A 21,091-nucleotide genomic window follows, 5' to 3' on the forward strand; every position below is an offset into this window, starting at 1 on the left:
TCCTTGATGCACGTCAAATTTGCCAACGTTGCCATTGCAACAAATTAAAACAATCGCATATGTTTACAGAGCTTCTAAAGGAGGGAGATCGATGTCACCCGAAGTGAAAGCGTTCTTCGACGAGGCGACCAATACCGTCTCTTACGTGGTGCGCGACCCGATGAGCAAAAAGGCCGCGATCATCGACAGCGTTCTGGATTTCGACTACGCCTCGGGGCACACCGATACCAGTTCGGCCGACGAGATCATCGCCTGGGTCAAGGATCAGGCGTTCGAGGTCGAGTGGCTGCTGGAGACCCATGTCCATGCCGACCACCTGTCGGCGGCGCCCTACCTGCAAAAGCACCTGGGCGGCAAGATCGGTATCGGCGAAAAGATCAAGGTCGTGCAGGACACCTTCGGCAAGGTGTTCAACGAAGGCACCGAGTTCCAGCGCGACGGCAGCCAGTTCGACCGGCTGTTCAGCCAGGGCGACAGCTTTCATATCGGCCAGATGCGCGGCGACGTGCTGCACACGCCCGGCCACACCCCGGCCTGCCTGACCTATGTCATCGGCGACGCGGCCTTCGTGGGCGACACGCTGTTCATGCCCGATTTCGGCACCGCCCGCTGCGACTTTCCCGGCGGCTCGGCCGAGACGCTGTACGAGTCGGTGCAGAAGATCCTCGCGTTGCCCGACGAGACCCGCATCTTCGTCGGCCACGACTACAAGGCGCCGGGCCGCGACCAGTATGCCTGGGAAACCACCGTGGGAGAGCAGAAAGCCAGGAACATCCATATCGGCGGCGGCAACGACAAGGACGAGTTCGTCAAGATGCGCACCGAGCGCGACGCGACGCTGGCCATGCCCCGGCTGATCCTGCCCTCGCTGCAGGTCAACATGCGCGCCGGCCAGATGCCGCCGGCCGAGGATAACGGCACCGTCTATCTCAAGGTGCCGGTCAACAAGCTCTGAGCGGGCGGGGCGGCGCGGGGCGATTGGGAGACCGCACCGCGCAACCGGGCCCATAGCTCGGCTCGGTCACCGGCCGGATCCGGGCCGGTGACGTTTCGGCAACCGCCCCCAATTGGGACAAGGGACAAATCCACCATGCTCTGGGACATGACTCAGACCGATTGGGTCCGGGGCTTTGTCGGCGGCGTCCTGATCGGCATGGCAGGCACCGTCTTCCTGCTGGTGAACGGGCGCATCATGGGTGCCTCGGGCATCCTCGGCGGGCTGATCGACGGGTCGGGCATACGCATGCTGTGGCAACGCGGCGCCTTTGTCGCGGGCTGCGTGCTGGCGCCGAGCCCGCTTTGCGCGCTCTACCGCTCGGTCGACACCCAAACACCCATAACATCGTGATCATCATCGCCGCCGGGCTGCTGGTGGGGGACGGTATGCGCTTTGGCAACGGGTGCACCTCGGGCCACGGGGTCTGCGGCATCTCGCGGCTGTCGCTCAGGGGCTTCGGTGCGACGGTGTTTTACATTCTCGCCGGCGGCCTTACGGTTGCGATGTTTCGTGAAGTCTGGGGGGTGATCTGATGCGCCGCAACGTTTCTGCCTTTGTCGCCGGGGCGCTATTCGGTGGCGGGCTGTTCATCTCGGGCATGACCGACACCGCCAAGGTACAGGGCTCGCTCGACGTGTTCGGCGACTGGGACCCGACGCTGGCCTTCGTGATGGGCGGCGCGATCATCCCCATGGCGATCGCCTGGGCTGTTGCCCGCGACCGGCGCCCGCTTTCGGGCGGCGCGTTTCCCGCCCCGCGCCTGCCCGAACCGGGGCGCGACCTGATTGTTGGGTCGATGTTCTTCGGCATGGGCTGGGGGCTGGCGGGGCTCTGCCCGCGCCCGGCGCTGGCCTCGCTCAGCTATGGCGGGTGGGGGCATTGGCTGTTTCTGGTGGCGATGCTGGCGGGCATGTGGGCGGCCGTGCCGCCGCGCGCCCGCCTGATGCCCGAGCCGGCCTGAGCGCGCCGATGGCCCAGTATCGCTGGCTGACCCCCGATTTCGCCACCGCCGAGCAACTCGGCCCCGCCGACATGGCCGAGCTGGCCGAGGCAGGCATCCGCACCGTGCTGTGCAACCGCCCCGAAGACGAGGTCCCGATAGAGCTACGTGCCGAGGCGCTGGCAGAGCACGCGCGCGCCGCCGGGCTGGGCTTTCACAAGGTGGAAATGCCGCCGTTCGGGCTGACCGGCGAGGTGGTCGCGCAAGAGGCGCGCCTCCTGGCCGAGACGCCGGGGCCGCACCTGGCCTATTGCACCTCGGGCACCCGATCGGCGCTGATGTGGGCCTTTGCCATGGTCGGGCCGATGACACCCGAGGCGATCGCCGCCGCCCTCGCCGAGGGCGGCTTTGGCTTTGCCGGTATCGAGGACCAGCTCACCGCCTATGCCAGGCAGAAGGAGGCCGGGACGGACTGATACGCGCCCGCGCCCGCCGCCGAACCTATTCGGGCACCAATTCGCCCGATCCGCCGAACTCGGACGGGAAGTTCCCCATTGTCGGCAAACCATCCTTTATCGGCAGAACGGTCTCGGCATAGTTGACATGCAGGCCCGGCGTGAATGCGGCGCTCGGGATCACCGCGGCATAGACGTCGATAAGGCCGGGGCCGGGATGGCCTGCCATGACGTGGCCGCCGCAGAGCGCGCACGATTTCCGGTCGCTGTTGACGGTCTTGTTGTACTGCCGGATATGCTCTTCGCCCTTGGTGACACGCACCGCGCCCGGGTCCCAAAGCGTGAAGGCATTGACCGGGCCGGCGGAATGATGGCGGCAGCTTTCGCAGTGGCAATAGCCCATGCCCGCAGGCGCGCCCGTCACCTCTATTTCCACGGCACCGCAGTAGCACTGCCCCGTATGCGTATCAGCCATAGCCCGCCCTGCCGCCAATTCGAATGATATCGAGAGACCGAGCAGAGCACGGCGCGGACGATAGCTCGTAGCAATAAGGCGGCCGAAAAAAGAAACCTTCGGTCGGGTTTTTTTGCTATGGATTTCCGAAAACCAGTGGCGCTCTCGCCCCCGTCGGCGGCTAGTCACCCGGCGCGGGCAAGGGGGGCGCGCCGGGCGGGCCGGCGGCGATGCGCACCGCGCGGTGGCCCTGCGACTGGCCCAGCCGCCCCGTGGCCAGCACCGCGCCGCCCGCCCCTTCCAGCCGCACCCCGTTCAGCGCGTCCGCCGCCAGCGGCAGCAGGTCGCCCGGTTTCAGCGCGCGGAGCCGGCCAAGCGGTATGCTCTCGCGCGCCATCACCGCGTTGCAGGGGGCATGCGCCGCGCCGACGCTGGCCCGCAGCGCGGCCGCCCATGCCGCCGCGGCCGGGCGCGCAGTGCCGCGCGCCGCCGCGGGGGCTGCTTCGGCCAGCGGCAGCGCAAGGCGAAACCGCCCCTCGCGCGCCCCCCCGCCGAGCGACAGGTCGAAGACATCCATCCGGTAGCACCGTGCGGTCAGGGCAAGCGGCACCAGCCGCGCCGCCTCGATCCGGCCGGCCGGCGCCAGTGCAGGGGATGCGAGGGCGGCCAACGCGCGGGCCGCAAAGTCGTGCAGGAGCGCGGCGTCGGTCCGGGTGAACCGACGCGGCGCGGGCGGCGTGGCGCCAAGCTGCCCGGTGAGCCGCTGTTCCAGCAACGCCGCGGCGAGGGCGCCGTCAAACGCCGCCGCGCCGGTGACGCCGTCCGCGCCCGCCAGCCGCAGGATCAGCCCCTCGCAAGGGATCGCCTCGGCCAGATCGGCAATCGGCAGGTCAATGGTCTCGGTCGCCGTCACACGCAGCGCGAGGCCGAACTCGTCCTGTGCGGCACGGATCAGCGCAGGCGCCAGCGCCGGCGCGTCGCCGCCCGGCACCGGCCCCGCGCCGCCTGCCATTCGCCTGATCAGCGCGCGATGCGCCTCGCCCGTCATGCCATGCCCCTTGGTTTTCGGTTTCCCGAGGTCTAGCCGGCAGAGGGTTGTCAAAACGTTGACGCGGCCCGGCTCAGGCGGCCTCGGCGGCGCGCGCGAGCGGCAGCGTCACCCGGAAGGCCGCGCCGCCGCCGCCGGGCAGGTAGATGATCGACCCGCCCAGCTTGGCCATGATCTCGCGGCAGATCGCCAGGCCCAGCCCCGCGCCACCCGCCGAGCGCGGGTCGGAGAGGCGCGCGAATTTCTCGAAGATGATGCTCTGGCTCTTGCGCGGTATGCCGCTGCCGTTGTCGATGAAATCCACCGCCACGCTGCCGCCGCCGGCCTGCACCTCGATGCGCAGCTCGGGGGCCTCGGCATCGCAGTATTTCTGCGCGTTGGCGATGAGGTTGATGAAGACCTGGCTCAGCCTGTCGGTATCGGTGACCAGCTTCACCCTTTCGCGCGCGGGGTCGCGGCGGATCGCGATGCGCGCACGCGCCCCCGTCACCCCCGCCGCGGCCACCGCCCGGTCGATCAGCTCGGCCAGTTCGCCCTCCTGCCGGTTCAGCGTCACCTGGCCGTTTTCCAGAACGCTGAGGTCCAGCAAGTCGTCCAGCAGACGGGTGAGCCGCAGCGCCTCTTCGTGGATCACCCGGCAATAGCGGCGCCGGTCTTCGTCGCCCAGCCCCTGGCCGTCCAGCAGGATCTCGGAAAACGACCGGATCGAGGTCATCGGCGTGCGCAGCTCGTGGCTGATCTGGCTCAGAAAGGCATCTTTCTGGATCGAAAGCTCGGTCAGCTTTTCGTTGGCCTCGCGCAGCTGCCGCGCGGTGAGCGCCAGTTCCTCGGACTTGGCCTCGAGCTGGCTGGAATATTCCATCATCTGCGCGGTCTCGTCGGCCACCGCCATCAGGTCTTCGACCGAGACGGACGAGCGCCCGACGATCTGGCCCACCATCGCATGGGCCGTGGCCGCGCCGACCGAGCCTGCCAGTTCGCGTTCCAGACGCTGCAGGAAGTCCGGCGTGATCTCGGGCAGGTAGCCCAGCTTGCCCTGCTCGGCGGCGGTGCGCTGAAACAGCCCCTGCGCCTGCTCGGCGCCGAGGATTCGCTGGGCCATCAACAGCAGGTCCTCGGCCTCGGCGCGGCCCTGGCTCCAGCCGCGCCCGGCGCTGGAATGCTCGAACACATTGACGAATTGCGCGCCCTGCAACCGCTCCATCGGCGAGGGGAACCCCGACAGCGAAACGGCGATGAAGGCGCCCGCGTTCAGCGCCATCGACCAGAACACCGCATGCACCACCGGGTCGAGCCCGCCGGTGCCGAACAGCGCCTGCGGACGCAGCCAGCCCAGGCCAAAGGGCCCCTCTGCAATCAGCCGCGCGCCCATCACCGCGCCTTCGCCGAAGCTGGGCAGAAACAGCGTGTAGGCCCAGATGGCAAAGCCCGTCACCAGCCCCGCCACCGCGCCGCGCCGCGTCGCCCCGCGCCAGAAGATGCCGCCGACCAGCGCCGGCAGCACTTGCGCCACGCCGGCGAACGAGATCAGACCGATCGCGGCCAGCGCCTCGGACCCGCCGGAGAGACGGAAATAGAGATAGCCCAGAAACAGGACGGCCGCGATCGAGACCCGCCGCGCGCGCAGCACCAGCTTGCGCACGTCGCCCGACATGGTCGCGCCCTGGGTCTTCCAGCTCAGGAAGAGCGGCATCACGATGTGGTTCGACACCATCGTCGACAGCGCGATGGCCGCCACGATCACCATCGACGTGGCCGAGGAAAAGCCGCCCAGAAAGGCCAGCGTCGCCAACCCCTCGCGGCTGTGGGCCAACGGCAGGCTCAGCACGAAAAGGTCGGGGTTTGTGCCCGCCGGCATCTCGGCCAGGCCCACCACGGCGATGGGCACCACGAAAAGGCTCATCAGCAGCAGATACAGCGGAAACGCCCAGGACGCGGTGGCCAGGTGCCGCTCGTCGGCGTTTTCGACGACCAGCACCTGGAACATCCGCGGCAGGGTCAGGATCGCCGCCGCCGACAGAAAGGTCAGCCCGATCCAGCGTCCGGTGGAGATCGGCGTATCGGTGATCGGCGATGCCTCGATCCGCGCCATCATGTCCGCCGGCCCGCCCGCCAGCCCCCATACGACGAAGACGCCGACCGCCAGCAGCGCCACCAGTTTGACCACCGCCTCGACGGCGATGGCGGTGACCACGCCGTGGTGGCGCTCGTTCGCGTCGAGGTTGCGGGTGCCGAAGAGCACCGTAAAGACGGCCAGCCCCGCGGCCACGGTCAGCGCGGTGGCGTTCAGGTCGGCCATCGCCCACTGCCCGACGTCCTTGGGTGCGAAGACCGCGAAGGACAGCGTCACCGATTGAAGCTGCAGCGCGATGTACGGCGTGGTGCCCACCACCGCCATCAGCGTGACAATCACCCCCAGCACGTTCGACTTGCCGTAGCGCGACGAAATCAGGTCGGCGATCGAGGTGATGCGCTGGGTCTTGCCGATGCGCACCAGCTTTCTCAGCGTCCACCACCAGCCGATCAGCACCAGCGTGGGGCCAAGGTAGATCGTGACGAATTCCAGCCCCGAGCGCACGGCGTAGCCGACCGCGCCGTAAAACGTCCAGGCGGTGCAGTAGACCGACAGCGACAGCGTGTAGACCAGCGGCGACCGCAGCCAGCCGCCCTGCCCCGCCATCGCCCGGCGTTCGGCCCAGAAGGCGACAAGAAACAGAAACACCACGTAGACGAGGCAGATCGCGACCAGCAGGTTGAAAGCGATCATGGCGCGCCGTCACCGGGTCCGGTGCCGGCCTCCTCTTCGTAGGGGTCGCCTGCCTGGCACAGGCGCCGGGCCAGCAGCGCCGACATGACGATCAAGAGCGCCCAGGCGGCAAACAGATAGGCGATCGTGGACGCTCGTGGCCCGGTTTCGGCGCCACCGGCCAGCAGCGGCAGCTGGAACAACACCACGCCCAGGAGCGGCAGCAGCAGCGCCATGTCGACCAGGCGCCGCCGGCGATAGCCCTGACGGGCCAAAAAGAGTGGAGCGCGCGGCCCCCTCACGGCTCGACAAGCTCGCGCACCGAGGCCAGCACCTCGGTATTCGAGAACGGTTTGGTCATGAAGCGGCTGGCCCCCAGCCGCTCGGCCATTTCGCGGTCCTTGCTCTGTCCCTTGGCGGTCAGCATCAGCACGGGCAGCCCCGAAAGACCGGGCAAGGCCCTGATATCCTTTAGAATGTCAAAGCCCGATCGGCCCGGCAGCATGACGTCGAGGATCACGACGTCGGGCGCGCGCGCCTGCACGGCCTGCAGCGCGGTGCGACCGTCGGAATGGGTGTCCACGCGCCAGCCGTCGCGGGCCAGGATAAAGCGGATCGCCTCGATGATATTCGGCTCATCCTCAATCAGAAGGACATGCTTGCCCATCCGTCTCCCCCCGGGTCGATGCGCCTTTTCGCGCTTGTTTACACGACTATCGTCGCAATCCCCAGCACTGTCAAAAACCATCGGACAGGATCGAGGGTTCGCGCCGCGCGATGCAGTCGCGCCGGGGGCAGATGCGGCAGGAGGTGCCCACCGGCTGCACCGGCACGCCGGGGGCCGCATCGGGGTCGTCCGGCAGGATCAGCATCGCGGCCTCCAGCACCGGCGGGCCGTCGAACCCAGCCGCGCCCGACGGCTGGCACAGCGCATAGGTGACGAAGCGCTGCGAGACGCGCCCGGCGGTTTCGACCACGGCGCGCAGCGGCGCCATAGGCCGCGACAGCGCCTGGTAGAGCGGCCAGAGCGGACAGGCCGCGCCGAAGCGCGGCAGCGCGAACCCCTCGACCGGCTTGCGGAATGTCAGCGTCCCCGAGCCGTCGCAGACGGCCAGCCCCACCGGCCCCGGCGCCATGTCCGAGGGCAGCGCCGCGAGCCGGCGAAAGACCGCCGCGGCATCGACCCCGAAGCGGCGCGCCAGATGCCCCGGTTCGGCCCCCACCGCGCGCACCTCCTCGGCAAAGGCGGCCAGCGGCATGTGCTCGGCATCCTGGCGGTAGCGGGTGAGGTAGGCCCGCGCGATGTCGCGCGCGGGCGCCGAGGTCAGGTCGGGGGCCGCGGCGATGATGCTGTCCAGCGACGGCGGCAGGCCGCGTTCCAGCGCGGCGACGTGATAGTCCTGCGCCCTGAGCCAGGCCTCGACCTCTTCCTGCGGCGAACTGCGGATCTGGGCATCGTCGCTGCTGTCGTCGAGATAGGCCACCAACGCCTGTGCCCCTTCGGCCAGCCGCTGGCTGTCGTCGCCGATATTGCGGTGGAACCGGCGCTGCCAGTCGGGGTCGATATCGTCGGTCTCGGCCAGAATCGCGGCCGTCGACCGGATCGCCGTCACGGTCGAGAGGACCTCGTGCAGCGACGCCGACAGGAACGGGTCGTGGGTCATCCGGTCGGTCAGCATCTCGACGGTGCGCTCCATGTCCGAGATGCGCCGCTGGCCGTCGGCCAGCAGCTGCGCCCAGCCCGGAAAACGGCCGGCGAACTCCTCGACCCGGTCGAGCTCTTCGGCGGCGGCCTGGTGGTCGGCGGCGGCCAGCCGGAGCGTCTCGATCAGCGCCGCGCCGGCGCCCTGGGTGAGCTGGCTCGCCTCGACCTCCAGCTCGCGCGCGATCTCGACCAGCAGCTTGCCGCCGATTCTGCGGCGGTTATGTTCGATGAGGTTGAGATAGGAGGGCGAAATACCCACCCGGCGGGCAAGTTCGGCCTGGCGCAGCCCCAGAAAGGCCCGCCTCTCGCGTATCCGCGTGCCGGTAAGCGCACTGCGCGGCAAAGCGAAATCTCCCTTCTTTTCCAAGCACTTTCTGCATCGGCGAGATAAGTTGTTTACAAGACCGCCGGTCAGATTGTGTAAATATTTACAAAAAAATCGTTATAGTCAAAGCAGTTGTTGCCAAATTTTCGCCTCTCCCGCGATAATGGCGGCGCTTTGTAAAGGCACCTGGCCCGCGCGAGAGGACGCAGCGGGCCGACATTCAAGCATCTTGGGAGGATGTTCATGACCATTTCGAAACTGACGCGCCGCGGCGTGATCAAGACCGGGGCCGTGACCGGTGCCGGCCTCGCGCTGCCGACGATCTTCACGTCGGCCGCTTCGGCGTTCACCAACGAGCCCACCGGCAGCACCGTGACGCTGGGCTTCAACGTTCCGCAGACCGGCCCCTACGCCGACGAAGGCCTCGACGAGCTTCGCGCCCAGGAACTGGCCGTCGAGCACATCAACGGCATGGGCGACGGCGGCATGCTGAACACCTTCAGCTCCAAGGTGCTGGACGGCACCGGCATCATGGGCAAGAAGGTCGAGTTCGTGACCGGCGACACCCAGACCAAGTCGGACGCCGCGCGCGCCAGCGCCAAGTCGATGATCGAGAAGGACGGCGTGGTCATGATCAACGGCGGCTCGTCCTCGGGCGTTGCCATCGCGGTGCAGGGCCTCTGCCAGGAGGCGGGCATCATCTTCATGGCCGGCCTGACCCACTCGAACGACACCACCGGCAAGGACCGCAAGGCCAACGGCTTCCGTCACTTCTTTAACGCCTACATGTCCGGCGCCGCGCTGGGCCCGGTGCTTGAGAAAGCCTACGGCACCGACCGCCGCGCCTACCACCTGACCGCCGACTACACCTGGGGCTACACCCAGGAGGCGTCGATCCAGGCCTCGACCGAGGCGCTGGGCTGGGAAACCGTCAACAAGGTCAAGACCCCGGTCGGCGCCGGCGACTTCTCGTCCTACATCACGCCGGTCCTGCAGTCGGGCGCCGACGTGCTGATCCTGAACCACTACGGCGGCGACATGATCAACTCGATCACCCAGGCGGTTCAGTTCGGCCTGCGCGACAAGCAGGTGAACGGCAAGAACTTCGAGATCGTCGTGCCGCTCTACTCCGAGCTGATGGCCGAAGGTGCCGGCGAGAACATCAAGGGCGTCTACGGCTCGATGAACTGGAACTGGCAGTTGCAGGACGCGGGCACCAAGGCCTTCGTCAAGTCGTTCGGCGAGAAGTACGGCCGTCCGCCGTCGAACTCGGCGCACACCTGCTACGTGCAGACCCTGCTCTATGCCGACGCGGTGACCCGTGCGGGTTCGTTCGCCCCCTGCGCCGTGGCCGAAGCCCTGGAAGGCTTCGAGTTCGACGGCATGGGCAACGGTCCGACGCTCTACCGCGCCGACGACCACCAGTGCTTCAAGGACGTGCTGGTCATGAAGGGCAAGGACAACCCCTCGACCGAGTTCGACATCCTCGAAGTGGTCGAAGTCACCCCGCGCGCCCAGGTCGAGTACGCCCCGGACCACGAGATGTTTGGCGGCGGCGAGGCCTCTCTCGGCGAGTGCAACAACGGCGCCTAAGCCGTTGAGCTGAAAACCATTGCCGGTCGCGCCTGCACGGCGCGACCGGCGCGTTCCCGGGCACGCCAAGCCGTCGGACCCCTCAAAAAAATCGGGTGGGAAAATGGAAGCCATTCTTCTGCAAATCCTGAACGGGCTCGACAAGGGCTCTGCCTATGCGCTGATCGCGCTGGGACTTACGCTGATCTTCGGCACCCTCGGTGTCGTCAACTTCGCGCATGGCGCGCTGTTCATGATCGGGGCGTTCTGCGCCGTGGTCATGCAGCGGCTGCTGGGCCTGTCATTCGATCAGGTCGACCCCTCCAAGACCGACTTCCTGGGCAACCCGCTGGTGGTGCAGATGCCCTATGTGGAAAAATGGTTCGGCCCCGAGATCGGCGCCGCGATCATCGACTGGTCGGTGCCGCTGGCGATCTTTCTGGCGATCCCGGTGATGATCGCGCTCGGCTTCGCAATGGAGCGCGGTCTGATCAAGCACTTCTACAAGCGCCCCCATGCCGACCAGATCCTCGTGACCTTCGGCCTGGCCATCGTGCTGCAGGAGATCATCAAGTATTTCTTCGGCGCCAACCCGATCCAGTCCGCATCGCCCGAGGCGTTTGCCGGCTCGTTCGACTTCGGCGTGCTGCTGGGCTTTGACCCGAACGTCATCATCTACCCCTACTGGCGGATGGTCTATTTCCTCTTCGCCGCGCTCATCATCGGCGGGGTCTTCGCCTTCCTGCAATTCACCACTTTCGGCATGGTGGTGCGCGCGGGCATGGCCGACCGGGAAACCGTGGGCCTGCTGGGCATCAACATCGACCGCCGCTTTACCATCATGTTCGGGCTGGCCGCCGCCGTGGCGGGCCTGGCGGGCGTGATGTACACGCCGATCCTGTCGCCAAACTATCACATGGGCATGGAATTCCTCGTGCTCAGCTTCGTGGTGGTCGTGGTCGGCGGCATGGGCTCGCTGCCCGGCGCCGTGCTGGCGGGTTTCCTGCTGGGCATCCTGCAGAGCTTTGCCTCGATGAATGAGATCAAGAGCGTGATCCCCGGCATCGACCAGGTGATCATCTACCTCATCGCCATCCTTATCTTGCTGACGCGTCCCCGTGGCCTGATGGGCCGCAAGGGCGTGATGGAGGACTAATCCTATGTTTGGACTGAGCGCAAAAGACACCCGGTTCCTCCTGATCGTCATGTTCCTGACGCTGGCGACGCCGATCTTGCTGCAACCCTTCCCGGAAAACTCGGCGATGGCGCAGTTCAACGCGGGCTACCCGGACCTGATGCAGAAATTCGCCATCTTCGGCATCTTCGCGATCGGCTTCAACATCCTGTTCGGGCTGACCGGCTATCTCTCGTTCGGCCACGCGGCCTTCCTGGGGGTCGGGTCCTACACGGTGGTCTGGATGTACAAGCTTCTCAGCTACAACATCCTGCCGGGGCTGATCCTGTCGATCATCATCTCGGGGCTCTTCGCGCTGCTGATCGGCTTCATCTCGCTGCGCCGGTCGGGGATCTACTTCTCGATCCTCACGCTGGCCTTCGCGCAGATGTCCTACAACCTGGCCTACTCGGTGCTGACGCCGATCACCAACGGCGAAACCGGCCTGCAGGTCTACAGCAACGACCCGCAGATGCTGGCGGGCGCCAACGCACCGACCAGCCCGCACCTGTTCGGCATCGTGATGCGCGAGTCGAGCGAGTTCGCCGTGGGCGGCTGGGTGTTCACCTTCAACAACGGCTATTACTTCTGCGCCATCATCGCGATCCTCGCCTTCTACCTCTCGATGCGGATCTTCCGCTCGCCCTTCGGCATGATGCTGCGTGCGATCAAGACCAACCAGACCCGGCTCAACTACACCGGCCTGAACCCGCGCCCCTACACTCTGGCGGCGTTCGTGATCTCGGGCATGTATGCCGGGCTTGCCGGCGGCCTGCTGGCGGCGATGGACCCATTGGCCGGGGCCGAGCGGATGCAGTGGACCGCGTCGGGCGAGGTCGTTCTGATGACGATCCTCGGCGGGGCCGGCACGCTGATGGGCCCGGTTCTGGGCGCAGGCTTCATCAAGTATTTCGAGAACATCTTCTCGAAGATCAACGACAACGTCCTGCATAGCTGGTTCGCGTTCATGCCCGACGGGATGGAAGACTTCCTGGTCGCGCTGGTCCATCCCTTCGTGGGCAAGGGCTGGCACCTGACGCTCGGCATCCTGTTCATGATGGTGGTCATCTTCCTGCCTGGCGGCCTTGTCGAGGGGATGCAGCGCATCAGCCGTCTGTTCCGCCGCAAGAAGGCGACCAAGCCCGGCGGACCGGACCACGAGCATCACCCGAAACCCGCGCCGCACGTGGCCGAATAAGGAGGGCTGAGAGATGGGTATTCTCGAAGTCAAAGGCGTCAACAAGCGCTTCGGCGGGCTTCAGGCACTAGGCGATGTGAACCTCTCGGTCGTCGAGAACACGGTCCATGCGATCATCGGGCCGAACGGTGCGGGCAAGTCGACCCTGCTGAACTGTTTGGTGGGCAAGCTGATCCCCGACACCGGGTCGGTCATGTTCGACGGCCAGTCGGTGCTGGGGCGCAAGCCGCACGAGATCAACCAGATGGGCATTTCCCGCGTGTTCCAGACGCCCGAGATCTTCGGCGATCTGACGGTGCTGGAGAACGTGCTGATCCCCTGCTTTGCCAAGCGCGACGGGTCGTTCCGGATGCATGCATTCGAAACCGTGGCCGCCGAGAAGGACATGGTGGACAAGGCCATGCACATGCTGGACGACGTGAGCATGGCCGACAAAAAGGACATGCACGCCGCGTCGCTGTCGCGCGGCGACAAGCGGCGTCTCGAAATGGCAATGTGCCTGGTGCAGGAGCCCAAGCTGTTGCTGCTCGACGAGCCGACCGCCGGCATGGCGCGCGCCGACACCAACAACACGATCGCCCTCTTGAAGGAGATCAACAAGAAACGCGCCATTACCATGGCCATCATCGAGCACGACATGCACGTCGTGTTCAGCCTCGCCGACCGCATCACCGTGCTGGCCCAGGGAACACCGCTGGTCGAGGACGTGCCGGAGAAGATCAAGGGGCATCCCAAGGTGCAGGAAGCCTATCTCGGCCAATCCCACGGTTAAGGAGGAGCGGACATGAACGTCAAACCCGACTTCAACAAGAACGCCAACCAGGCGGCAACCGCGCCGGCCTTCTTGTCGGTCTACGACCTGCACGCCTATTACGGCGAGAGCTACATCGTGCAGGGCGTCAGCTTCAACGTACACGAGGGCGAGATCCTCGCGCTTCTGGGCCGCAACGGCGCCGGCAAGACATCCACGCTGCGCGCCATCGCGCGGCTGGGCAGCCCCAGCGTCACCCATGGCGAGATCTGGCTCGACCACCAGCACCTGCACACGATGAGCTCGCACGAGGCCAGCGTCGCCGGCATGTCGCTGGTGCCCGAGGACCGGCGCATCATCCCCGGCCTGACGGTCGAGGAGAACCTGCAGCTGGCGCAGATCGTGGAGCCCGTGGGCTGGACGATCGAGCGCCTTTACACCCTCTTCCCGCGCCTGGGCGAGCGGCGCAAGCAAGAGGGCGTGACACTGTCGGGCGGCGAGCAGCAGATGCTGGCCATCGCGCGCGCACTCGCCCGCGACATCAAGGTGCTGCTGCTGGACGAGCCCTACGAGGGGCTGGCCCCGGTGATCGTGGACGAGATCGAAAAGACGCTCGTGCACATCAAGGAACAAGGCATCACGACCATCATCGTCGAACAGAACGCCATTCGCGCGCTCGAACTCGCCGACCGAGCGGTGATCCTCGACACGGGGCAGATCGTCTATGACGGCACCGCTTCGGAGGTTTTGAAAGACGAAGCCTTGCGCGCCGAGTACCTGGCCATCTGAGCCGGGCACGCCCCGCCCCGGCGGGGCGTTTTCACGAATAGGTCCACCCAGTCAAAGGGATCACGGAGATGACTGACCAGATTTACCCGCCGAGCGACGACTTCGCAAAGGCCGCCCATATCGACGCGGCAAAGTACGAGGACATGTACAAGGCCTCGATCGAAGACCCGGAAGGCTTCTGGCGCGAGCATGGGCGTCGGATCGACTGGATCAAGCCCTACACCGAAGTCAAGAACACCAACTTCAAGATGGGCGAGGTCGAGATCCACTGGTTCCGCGACGGCACCCTCAACGTGGCGGCCAACTGCATCGACCGGCACCTGGCCAAGCGCGGCGACCAGACCGCGATCATCTTCGTCCCCGACGAGCCGGGCGACCCGGTCAAGCACATCACCTATCGAGAGCTGCACGAAAAGGTCAATCGCATGGCCAACGTCCTGCTAAGCCAGGGCGTGATGCGCGGCGACCGGGTGGTGCTCTACCTGCCGATGATCCCCGAGGCGGCCTATGCGATGCTGGCCTGCGCGCGGATCGGCGCGATCCATTCGATCGTCTTCGCGGGCTTCTCCTCGGACGGTCTGGCCAACCGCATCAACGATTGCGGCGCCAAGGTCGTGATCACCGCCGACACCGCGCCGCGCGGCGGGCGCAAGACCAACCTCAAGTCGAACACCGACGCCGCGCTGCTGCACTGTTCCGACAAGGTGCGCTGCATGGTGGTGAAACACACCGGCGACCAGACCACCTGGATCGACGGGCGCGACGTGGACGTGCTGGCGCTGATGGAGCATGCCAGCCCCGACTGCCCGCCGCGCGAACTGGCCGCCGAGCATCCGCTCTTCATCCTTTACACCAGCGGAAGCACCGGCAAGCCCAAGGGCGTGGTGCATTCCTCGGGCGGTTACCTCGTCTTTGCCGCGATGACGATGGAATACACCTTCGACTATCACGAGGGCGACATCTTCTGGTGCACCGCCGATGTGGGCTGGGTCACCGGCCATAGCTACATCGTCTACGGGCCGCTCGCCAACGGGGCGACCACGGTGATGTTCGAGGGCGTGCCGACCTACCCCGATGCGGGCCGCTTCTGGCAGGTCTGCCAGGATCTGAAGGTCAACCAGTTCTACACCGCGCCGACCGCGATCCGCGCGCTGATGGGCCAGGGCCCGGAATGGGTGGACAAGTACGACCTCTCCAGCCTCAAGGTGCTCGGCACCGTGGGCGAGCCGATCAACCCCGAGGCGTGGAACTGGTACAACGACCACGTCGGCAAGGGCAAATGCCCCATCGTCGACACCTGGTGGCAGACCGAGACCGGCGGCCACCTGATCACCCCCCTGCCCGGCGCGACCCCGGCCAAGCCCGGCTCGGCCACCAAGCCGTTCTTCGGCGTGCAGCCGGTCATCCTCGAGCCCGAAAGCGGCAAGGAGATCACCGAGACCGAGGCCGAGGGCGTGCTGTGCCTGAAAGACAGCTGGCCGGGCCAGATGCGCACCGTCTGGGGCGACCACGACCGCTTCCAGGACACCTATTTCTCGCAGTACAAGGGCTACTACTTCTCCGGCGACGGCTGCCGCCGCGACAAGGACGGCTATTACTGGGTCACAGGCCGGGTCGACGACGTGATCAACGTCTCGGGCCACCGGATGGGCACCGCCGAGGTGGAAAGCGCGCTGGTCGCGCATGCCGCCGTGGCCGAGGCCGCCGTGGTCGGCTACCCGCACGAGATCAAGGGCCAGGGCATCTACGCCTATGTCACGCTGATGAACGACGTCGAACCCACCGCCGAGCTGAAGAAGGAGCTGGAAAAGTGGGTCCGCACCGAGATCGGCCCGATCGCCAAGCCCGACCTGATCCAGTGGGCGCCGGGCCTGCCCAAGACGCGCTCGGGCAAGATCATGCGCCGTATCCTGCGCAAGATCGCCGAGAACGATTACGGCAGCCTGGGCGACACCTCGACGCTCGCCGACCCCTCGGTGGTCGACGACCTGATCGACAACCGCATGAACAAGGCCTGACGGCCGATCTGCGGGCGGCCCCGGCGGGCCGCCCGTTTCCGCCTCAGATCGCGGGCGGCGTGACGTCGGCGCATTGGCTGATATCGCCAAGGCCGGGCTCGCATTCGCCGATCTCTTCCTCGATCTCGTCGGCACAGGCCGCGACGAAGGCCGCCAGCACCAGCGGGGCCAAACCCCAATGCCTGAATTTGCGCATCTTCGGTCTCCCTTTGCGGCGGGCACACCCGCGCTCGCAAAACGAAACTATGCCGTTCAGGTTGTGCCCGACTTGATCGGGATCAATCCCGGCCTTCGGCCAGCTGGGCGCGCAAGTCGGTTTTCAACACCTTGCCGTAATTGTTCTTCGGCAGTTCAGCGATGGCCAGGTAGGCCTTAGGCCGTTTGAACCGGGCGATGCTGTCCAGGCACAGCGCGTCCAGCGCCGTGGGGTCCAGCCCCCTGCCCGCGCGCGGCACGACGAAGGCCACCACCTCTTCGCCCCAGTCCGGGTGGGGCCGGCCCACCACGGCGGCCTCTTCCACGTCGGGGTGGCTCAGCAGCACCTCCTCCACCTCGCGGGGATAGACGTTGGACCCGCCCGAGATGATCATGTCTTTCGAGCGGTCGACCAAGGTGACATAGCCGTCGGCATCCATATGGCCCATGTCGCCCGTCATCAGCCAGCCGTTCACCAGCGTCTTGGCCGTCGCCGCCGGAGCCTGCCAGTAGCCCGGCATCACAGACTCGCCCCGCACCATGATCTCGCCGGCCTCTCCCGCCGGCAACGGGCGGCCCTCGGCATCGCCGATCCTGACCTCCACCACGGATTGCGCCCGCCCCACCGAGGACAGGCGGTCGCGCCAACGCGGGTGGCCGCGGTCGGCCACGTCATGGCGCGACAGCGCGGTGATCGACATCGGGCATTCGCCCTGCCCGTAGATCTGCACGAAGACCGGCCCGAAATGGTCGACCGCCTCGATGATGTCGGCCAGGTACATCGGCCCGCCGGCATAGACGACGGTCCTCAGCCCCTCGCCGGTCTCGCCGGTCTCTTTCGCGTGGCGCGTCATTCGCTTGACCATGGTCGGCGCGGCAAACATGTGGATGCTGCCGTGATGCCGCGCCAGGCTGAAGATCTCGGCCGGGTCGAAGCCGCCCGAGGGCGGAAAGACATGCCGCGCCCCCTTCAGCACATGCATCATGTTATAAAGCCCCGCCCCGTGGCTGAGCGGCGCGGCGTAAAGCGCGGCATCGTCCTGGCGCACCTCGTCGGCATCGGCGAAATAGCTCAGCGACATTGCCATCAGCATGCGGTGGGTCATCACCACGCCCTTGGGCTTGCCGGTGGTGCCCGAGGTGTAGAAGAGCCAGGCCAGGTCTTCGGGGCCGCGCGGGTGCGGCGCGGCGAGCGGGGCGGCCTGTTGCAGGGCGGCATAGGCACCCGACGGCACCTCGACGATCTCGCATTGGGCGCCGGCCTCGCGCAGCGCCGCGGCATGGCCGGGCGTGGCGAAGGCCAGCCCGGCACCGGCGTTTTCGACGATCCAGGCCGCCTCGCGCCCGTGAAGCTTGGCGTTGATCGGCACCACCGCGGCCCCGGCATACCAGGCGCCGTATTGCACGATCAGGTAATCGGGCACGTTGGCCATGAAGATCGCCACCCGGTCGCCCGGCGCCACGCCCCGCGCCGTCAGCGCCCCGCCCAGCCGCGCGGCGGCGGCATCGAAGGCGGCGTAATCGGCCGCGCAATCGGTGCCGTGAAAAAGCGCGGGCGCAGCACCGCGAATGGACGCCGTGCGCGCCAGCCAAAGCGCCAGGTTCATCCTCTGTCCTCCCGTAGGGTCTGCGGCCCGTCGATGCGGAAAGAAAGCACTCGCGCGTGAGCGGATCAAGCGGGGCGTACGGGAATAGGGCCGCACCGCCCTTCGCCCAGACGTGCCGCTGCCCACAGGCTATGGCCCGGTGCGCACCCGGCTCTCTGCACCGATACCTGCAATAAGAAAACCGCCCCGCGGGTCTCCCGCGGGGCGGCCTGTCCGCGATGCGGGGCGTTTACTGCAGCGCCTCGTCGGTGATCGCGTGGGTCCACGCGCCCTCGGGCGCCTTGGTGATCACCGGATCCGAGCCGCCCGACAGCAGCGAGTCGACAGTGCGCTCGTAATCGGCCGGGTCCAGCGCCCCGTTCGAGCCGGCGGTCAGCTTGGCCACCTCGCCCATCATGCGGATCTGGTGCTTTTCGGTCTGCGCGCCGGTCTCGTCATACTCGAGCACGATCATCGCCGCGTCCTCGGGGTTTTCCTCGGCCCATTTCCAGCCCTTCATCGAGGCCCGGACGAAACGCACCAGCTTGTCCACCTCGGTCGGGTCGTTGAGCTTTTCCTCCAGCACATAAAGCCCGTCTTCCAGCGTCGCCACGCCCTGATCCTCGTATTTGAAGGTGATCAGCTCGTCGGCCGAGATGCCGGCGTCGATCACCTGCCAATACTCGTTGTAGGTCATGGTCGAGATGCAGTCGGCCTGCTTTTGCAAGAGCGGGTCGACGTTGAACCCCTGCTTGAGCACGGTCACACCCCCGTCCGAGCCGTCGGTCGGAATGCCCAGCTGGCTCATCCAGCTCAGGAACGGGTACTCGTTTCCGAAGAACCAGACACCCAGCGTGCGGCCGGGAAAGTCATCGGGGCCGGTGATGCCGGTCTCTTTCAGGCAGGTCAGCATCATGCCCGAGCTCTTGAAGGGCTGGGCGATGTTGACAAGCGGCAGGCCCTTTTCCCGCGCGGCCAGCGCGGCGGGCATCCATTCCACCGTCACGTCGGCACCGCCGCCGGCGATCACCTGGGTGGGGGCGATGTCGGGCCCGCCGGGCTTGATCGTGACGTCGAGGTCCTCTTCCTCGTAGAACCCCTGTTCGAGCGCCACGTAATAGCCCGCGAACTGGGCCTGGGTGACCCACTTGAGCTGCAGGGTCAGATCGTCGGCGGCCTGCGCCGCACCCGCCCCCAGCGAAACCGCGGCCAGCGTGGTGATGAATTTGGCTTTCATGGTGTACCTCCTTGTTGTCATCAGTCGTTTTCTTTCTGGCGCCTCAGCCCCGCTGCGAGGGGTGCCAGAAGGTGACCCCCCGCTCGATGACGGCGACCAGCCCGTAAAAGGCCGAGCCCGCCAGCGCCGCTACGGCAATTTCCGCCCAGACCATGTCGAGCGCAAGCCGCCCGACCTCGGTCGAGATGCGAAACCCCATGCCCTTGATCGGGCTGCCGAAGAATTCGGCAACGATAGCCCCGATCAGGGCCAGCGTCGTCGAGATTTTCAGCCCGTTGAAAATGAACGGCATCGCCGCGGGCAGGCGCAGCTTCATCAAGGTCTGGACGTAGCTGGCGGAATAGGTCTTCATCAGGTCCTTCTGCATCGCGCCCGCCGCGGCCAGCCCCTGCACGGTGTTCACCAGCATGGGAAAGAACACCATCGCCACCACCACGGCCGCCTTCGACTGCCAGTCGAAGCCGAACCACATCACCAGGATCGGCGCGGTGCCGATGATCGGCAGCGCCGCCACGAAATTGCCCACCGGCAACAGCCCCCGCTGCAGGAAGGGCGAGCGGTCCACCGCGATGGCCGTCGCCACCCCCGCGGCGCAGCCGATAACATACCCCGTCAGCGCGCCCTTCAGGAAGGTCTGCACGAAATCGGTCCAGAGTATCGGCACGCTCGCCGCGATGCGCGCACCGATGGCCGTCGGCGGCGGCAGGATCACGCCGGGCACCGACAGCCCGCGCACCAGCCCCTCCCAGACCACCAGCACGGTCAGCCCGAAAATCGCCGGCACCGCCAGCCGCGCCGCCATGCTCTGCCGCCAGGGCTGCCGCGCGATCCAGACGTTCAGCATCCACGCCGCTGCCCAGAAGAGAAGTGCACCGACCAGCCAGATCATGCCGCCCCCCCATTGTGCCGACTGAAAACTACCCCAGCGGCCGCAATCGGGCGCGCCTTCGGTGCCAGCGCCAAGCGCGGCGGGCACGCACCCGCCAGCACGCCACCTATCCCAACCGCCGCGCTCACCGCGCCAACCCCATCCGCTTGAGCGTCAGCCGCTGTGCGATCCCGATCAGCCCCACCAGCAGCGCCGCCAGGATCGCCGCGCCGAAAAGCGCACTCCAGATCTGCACCGTCTGGCCGTAATAGCTGCCCGCCAGCAGCCGCGCGCCCAGGCCCCGCACCGCGCCGGTGGGCAACTCGCCGACGATGGCGCCCACCAGGCTGGCCGCCATGGCGATCTTGAGCGAGGTAAACAGATACGGCGTCGCCGAGGGCCAGCGCAGCTTGCGGAAAGTCTGGCCGGGGCTGGCCGAATAGGTCTTGAGCAGGTCCAGCTGCATCGCGTCGGGGCTTCGGAGGCCCTTGACCATGCCCACCACGACGGGAAAGAAGCTGAGATAGGCCGAGATGACCGCCTTGGGCAACAGCCCCGTCACCCCCACCGAGTTCAGCACCACGATGATCATCGGCGCGATCGCCAGGATCGGGATGGTCTGGCTGGCGATGGCCCAGGGCATCACGCTCATGTCCATCGCCCGGTTATGCACGATCCCCACCGCCAGCAGGATGCCCAGCCCCGCGCCGATGGCAAAGCCCATCAATGTCGCCGAGAGCGTTATCCAGCCATGATAGATCAGGCTGCGCTTGGAAAAGGCGCGCCCCTTCAGCACCATCGCGCCCGTGGTCTTCCACAGCTCGGCGCCCACCTGGTGCGGCGCGGGCAGCTTGGGCCGCTCCTGCTGCAGCGTGTCGGCAACGATCTCGGCGACGGTCAGCTCCTGGTCCGCGCGCGCCGCCTGGTCCAGCGTCCAGCGCTTGTTCATCGCCACGGCACCGGCATACCAGAGCGCCACGATGACCATCACGACGGTCAGGATGGGCAGGACGCTACGCATCGCCCGCCCCTT

At 66.8% G+C, this 21,091-nt stretch carries 20 protein-coding genes and 1 pseudogene; 10 read left to right on the plus strand and 11 right to left on the minus strand.

The genetic code is table 11. The features are described from left to right. Positions 1-91 precede the first annotated feature (91 nt). The 4 genes and pseudogenes from Ga0609869_RS00785 to Ga0609869_RS00805 all read left to right on the plus strand — a co-directional run bounded on the left by Ga0609869_RS00785 (position 92) and on the right by Ga0609869_RS00805 (position 2,413). Entirely contained in the window at positions 92-955 is an 864-nt protein-coding gene (locus Ga0609869_RS00785) for an MBL fold metallo-hydrolase (protein WP_125404256.1), read from the plus strand. 147 nt (positions 956-1,102) lie between these two features. Beyond that, a pseudogene (locus Ga0609869_RS18340) lies at positions 1,103-1,530 on the plus strand (YeeE/YedE family protein). Next, positions 1,530-1,958, plus strand: coding sequence for a DUF6691 family protein (locus tag Ga0609869_RS00800; protein WP_125404257.1), 429 nt, complete (start codon positions 1,530-1,532; stop codon positions 1,956-1,958). Before Ga0609869_RS18340 ends, Ga0609869_RS00800 begins: the two are co-directional and overlap by 1 nt. A gap of 8 nt (positions 1,959-1,966) precedes the next feature. Next, positions 1,967-2,413 carry a protein tyrosine phosphatase family protein gene (locus Ga0609869_RS00805; RefSeq protein WP_125404258.1) on the plus strand — a complete coding sequence of 149 codons (447 nt, stop codon included), beginning with the start codon at positions 1,967-1,969 and terminating at the stop codon, positions 2,411-2,413. 25 nt (positions 2,414-2,438) lie between these two features. On the opposite strand, the gene Ga0609869_RS00810 is transcribed toward Ga0609869_RS00805, so the two are convergent. The 6 genes from Ga0609869_RS00810 to Ga0609869_RS00835 all read right to left on the minus strand — a co-directional run bounded on the left by Ga0609869_RS00810 (position 2,439) and on the right by Ga0609869_RS00835 (position 8,688). Further along, positions 2,439-2,867 carry a GFA family protein gene (locus Ga0609869_RS00810; RefSeq protein WP_125404259.1) on the minus strand — a complete coding sequence of 143 codons (429 nt, stop codon included), beginning with the start codon at positions 2,865-2,867 and terminating at the stop codon, positions 2,439-2,441. A 160-nt stretch (positions 2,868-3,027) separates the two neighbouring features. Continuing rightward, positions 3,028-3,894 (minus strand): FliM/FliN family flagellar motor C-terminal domain-containing protein, encoded by an 867-nt coding sequence (locus tag Ga0609869_RS00815; RefSeq protein WP_125404260.1) that lies wholly within the window; start codon positions 3,892-3,894, stop codon positions 3,028-3,030. Positions 3,895-3,967: 73 nt separating this feature from the next. Further along, positions 3,968-6,661 (minus strand): ATP-binding protein, encoded by a 2,694-nt coding sequence (locus Ga0609869_RS00820; protein ID WP_125404261.1) that lies wholly within the window; start codon positions 6,659-6,661, stop codon positions 3,968-3,970. After that, entirely contained in the window at positions 6,658-6,915 is a 258-nt protein-coding gene (locus Ga0609869_RS00825; protein ID WP_245972188.1) for a hypothetical protein, read from the minus strand. Before Ga0609869_RS00825 ends, Ga0609869_RS00820 begins: the two co-directional genes overlap by 4 nt. A 23-nt stretch (positions 6,916-6,938) precedes the next feature. After that, a complete protein-coding gene (locus Ga0609869_RS00830; protein ID WP_125404263.1) occupies positions 6,939-7,307 on the minus strand; it encodes a response regulator transcription factor in 369 nt (122 codons plus the stop codon). A 70-nt stretch (positions 7,308-7,377) separates the two neighbouring features. Continuing rightward, complete coding sequence (locus Ga0609869_RS00835; protein ID WP_125404463.1) at positions 7,378-8,688, minus strand: XRE family transcriptional regulator; 1,311 nt, start codon at positions 8,686-8,688, stop codon at positions 7,378-7,380. Positions 8,689-8,913: 225 nt separating this feature from the next. Here Ga0609869_RS00835 and Ga0609869_RS00840 point away from each other — a divergent pair, with 225 nt between their 5' ends. The 6 genes from Ga0609869_RS00840 to acs all read left to right on the plus strand — a co-directional run bounded on the left by Ga0609869_RS00840 (position 8,914) and on the right by acs (position 16,172). Beyond that, complete coding sequence (locus Ga0609869_RS00840) at positions 8,914-10,263, plus strand: substrate-binding protein (protein ID WP_125404264.1); 1,350 nt, start codon at positions 8,914-8,916, stop codon at positions 10,261-10,263. A 103-nt stretch (positions 10,264-10,366) separates the two neighbouring features. Continuing rightward, entirely contained in the window at positions 10,367-11,398 is a 1,032-nt protein-coding gene (locus tag Ga0609869_RS00845; RefSeq protein WP_125404265.1) for a branched-chain amino acid ABC transporter permease, read from the plus strand. A 4-nt stretch (positions 11,399-11,402) separates the two neighbouring features. Next, positions 11,403-12,614 (plus strand): branched-chain amino acid ABC transporter permease, encoded by a 1,212-nt coding sequence (locus Ga0609869_RS00850; RefSeq protein WP_125404266.1) that lies wholly within the window; start codon positions 11,403-11,405, stop codon positions 12,612-12,614. Positions 12,615-12,627: 13 nt separating this feature from the next. Then, entirely contained in the window at positions 12,628-13,386 is a 759-nt protein-coding gene (locus Ga0609869_RS00855) for an ABC transporter ATP-binding protein (RefSeq protein ID WP_125404267.1), read from the plus strand. A gap of 12 nt (positions 13,387-13,398) precedes the next feature. After that, positions 13,399-14,154 carry an ABC transporter ATP-binding protein gene (locus Ga0609869_RS00860; RefSeq protein WP_125404268.1) on the plus strand — a complete coding sequence of 252 codons (756 nt, stop codon included), beginning with the start codon at positions 13,399-13,401 and terminating at the stop codon, positions 14,152-14,154. A gap of 68 nt (positions 14,155-14,222) precedes the next feature. After that, on the plus strand, positions 14,223-16,172 hold the full coding sequence (gene acs, locus Ga0609869_RS00865; RefSeq protein WP_125404269.1) for an acetate--CoA ligase: 1,950 nt from the start codon (positions 14,223-14,225) through the stop codon (positions 16,170-16,172). 43 nt (positions 16,173-16,215) lie between these two features. Here acs and Ga0609869_RS00870 read toward each other — a convergent pair whose 3' ends face one another. From Ga0609869_RS00870 to Ga0609869_RS00890, 5 genes are all read right to left on the minus strand, one after another. Beyond that, complete coding sequence (locus Ga0609869_RS00870) at positions 16,216-16,368, minus strand: hypothetical protein (RefSeq protein ID WP_170168788.1); 153 nt, start codon at positions 16,366-16,368, stop codon at positions 16,216-16,218. A gap of 82 nt (positions 16,369-16,450) precedes the next feature. Then, complete coding sequence (locus Ga0609869_RS00875) at positions 16,451-17,974, minus strand: AMP-binding protein (RefSeq protein ID WP_125404270.1); 1,524 nt, start codon at positions 17,972-17,974, stop codon at positions 16,451-16,453. 229 nt (positions 17,975-18,203) lie between these two features. Then, positions 18,204-19,190 carry an ABC transporter substrate-binding protein gene (locus tag Ga0609869_RS00880; RefSeq protein ID WP_125404271.1) on the minus strand — a complete coding sequence of 329 codons (987 nt, stop codon included), beginning with the start codon at positions 19,188-19,190 and terminating at the stop codon, positions 18,204-18,206. A gap of 43 nt (positions 19,191-19,233) precedes the next feature. Further along, entirely contained in the window at positions 19,234-20,079 is an 846-nt protein-coding gene (locus Ga0609869_RS00885) for an ABC transporter permease (RefSeq protein ID WP_125404272.1), read from the minus strand. Between the two features lie 124 nt (positions 20,080-20,203). Beyond that, entirely contained in the window at positions 20,204-21,079 is an 876-nt protein-coding gene (locus Ga0609869_RS00890) for an ABC transporter permease (RefSeq protein ID WP_125404273.1), read from the minus strand. Between the last annotated feature and the right edge of the window lie 12 nt (positions 21,080-21,091).

Origin of the sequence: Rhodovulum iodosum, from assembly GCF_041020385.1 — a bacterium.
In the GTDB taxonomy this organism is placed as follows: domain Bacteria; phylum Pseudomonadota; class Alphaproteobacteria; order Rhodobacterales; family Rhodobacteraceae; genus Rhodovulum; species Rhodovulum iodosum.

Coding starts and splice junctions, on each gene's coding strand:
- Ga0609869_RS00785 (WP_125404256.1), top strand. CDS start 92: ATGTCACCCGAAGTGAAAGCGTTCTTCGACGAGGCGACCAATACCGTC.
- Ga0609869_RS00800 (WP_125404257.1), top strand. CDS start 1,530: ATGCGCCGCAACGTTTCTGCCTTTGTCGCCGGGGCGCTATTCGGTGGC.
- Ga0609869_RS00805 (WP_125404258.1), top strand. CDS start 1,967: ATGGCCCAGTATCGCTGGCTGACCCCCGATTTCGCCACCGCCGAGCAA.
- Ga0609869_RS00810 (WP_125404259.1), bottom strand. CDS start 2,867: ATGGCTGATACGCATACGGGGCAGTGCTACTGCGGTGCCGTGGAAATA.
- Ga0609869_RS00815 (WP_125404260.1), bottom strand. CDS start 3,894: ATGACGGGCGAGGCGCATCGCGCGCTGATCAGGCGAATGGCAGGCGGC.
- Ga0609869_RS00820 (WP_125404261.1), bottom strand. CDS start 6,661: ATGATCGCTTTCAACCTGCTGGTCGCGATCTGCCTCGTCTACGTGGTG.
- Ga0609869_RS00830 (WP_125404263.1), bottom strand. CDS start 7,307: ATGGGCAAGCATGTCCTTCTGATTGAGGATGAGCCGAATATCATCGAG.
- Ga0609869_RS00840 (WP_125404264.1), top strand. CDS start 8,914: ATGACCATTTCGAAACTGACGCGCCGCGGCGTGATCAAGACCGGGGCC.
- Ga0609869_RS00845 (WP_125404265.1), top strand. CDS start 10,367: ATGGAAGCCATTCTTCTGCAAATCCTGAACGGGCTCGACAAGGGCTCT.
- Ga0609869_RS00850 (WP_125404266.1), top strand. CDS start 11,403: ATGTTTGGACTGAGCGCAAAAGACACCCGGTTCCTCCTGATCGTCATG.
- Ga0609869_RS00855 (WP_125404267.1), top strand. CDS start 12,628: ATGGGTATTCTCGAAGTCAAAGGCGTCAACAAGCGCTTCGGCGGGCTT.
- Ga0609869_RS00860 (WP_125404268.1), top strand. CDS start 13,399: ATGAACGTCAAACCCGACTTCAACAAGAACGCCAACCAGGCGGCAACC.
- acs (WP_125404269.1), top strand. CDS start 14,223: ATGACTGACCAGATTTACCCGCCGAGCGACGACTTCGCAAAGGCCGCC.
- Ga0609869_RS00870 (WP_170168788.1), bottom strand. CDS start 16,368: ATGCGCAAATTCAGGCATTGGGGTTTGGCCCCGCTGGTGCTGGCGGCC.
- Ga0609869_RS00875 (WP_125404270.1), bottom strand. CDS start 17,974: ATGAACCTGGCGCTTTGGCTGGCGCGCACGGCGTCCATTCGCGGTGCT.
- Ga0609869_RS00880 (WP_125404271.1), bottom strand. CDS start 19,190: ATGAAAGCCAAATTCATCACCACGCTGGCCGCGGTTTCGCTGGGGGCG.
- Ga0609869_RS00885 (WP_125404272.1), bottom strand. CDS start 20,079: ATGATCTGGCTGGTCGGTGCACTTCTCTTCTGGGCAGCGGCGTGGATG.
- Ga0609869_RS00890 (WP_125404273.1), bottom strand. CDS start 21,079: ATGCGTAGCGTCCTGCCCATCCTGACCGTCGTGATGGTCATCGTGGCG.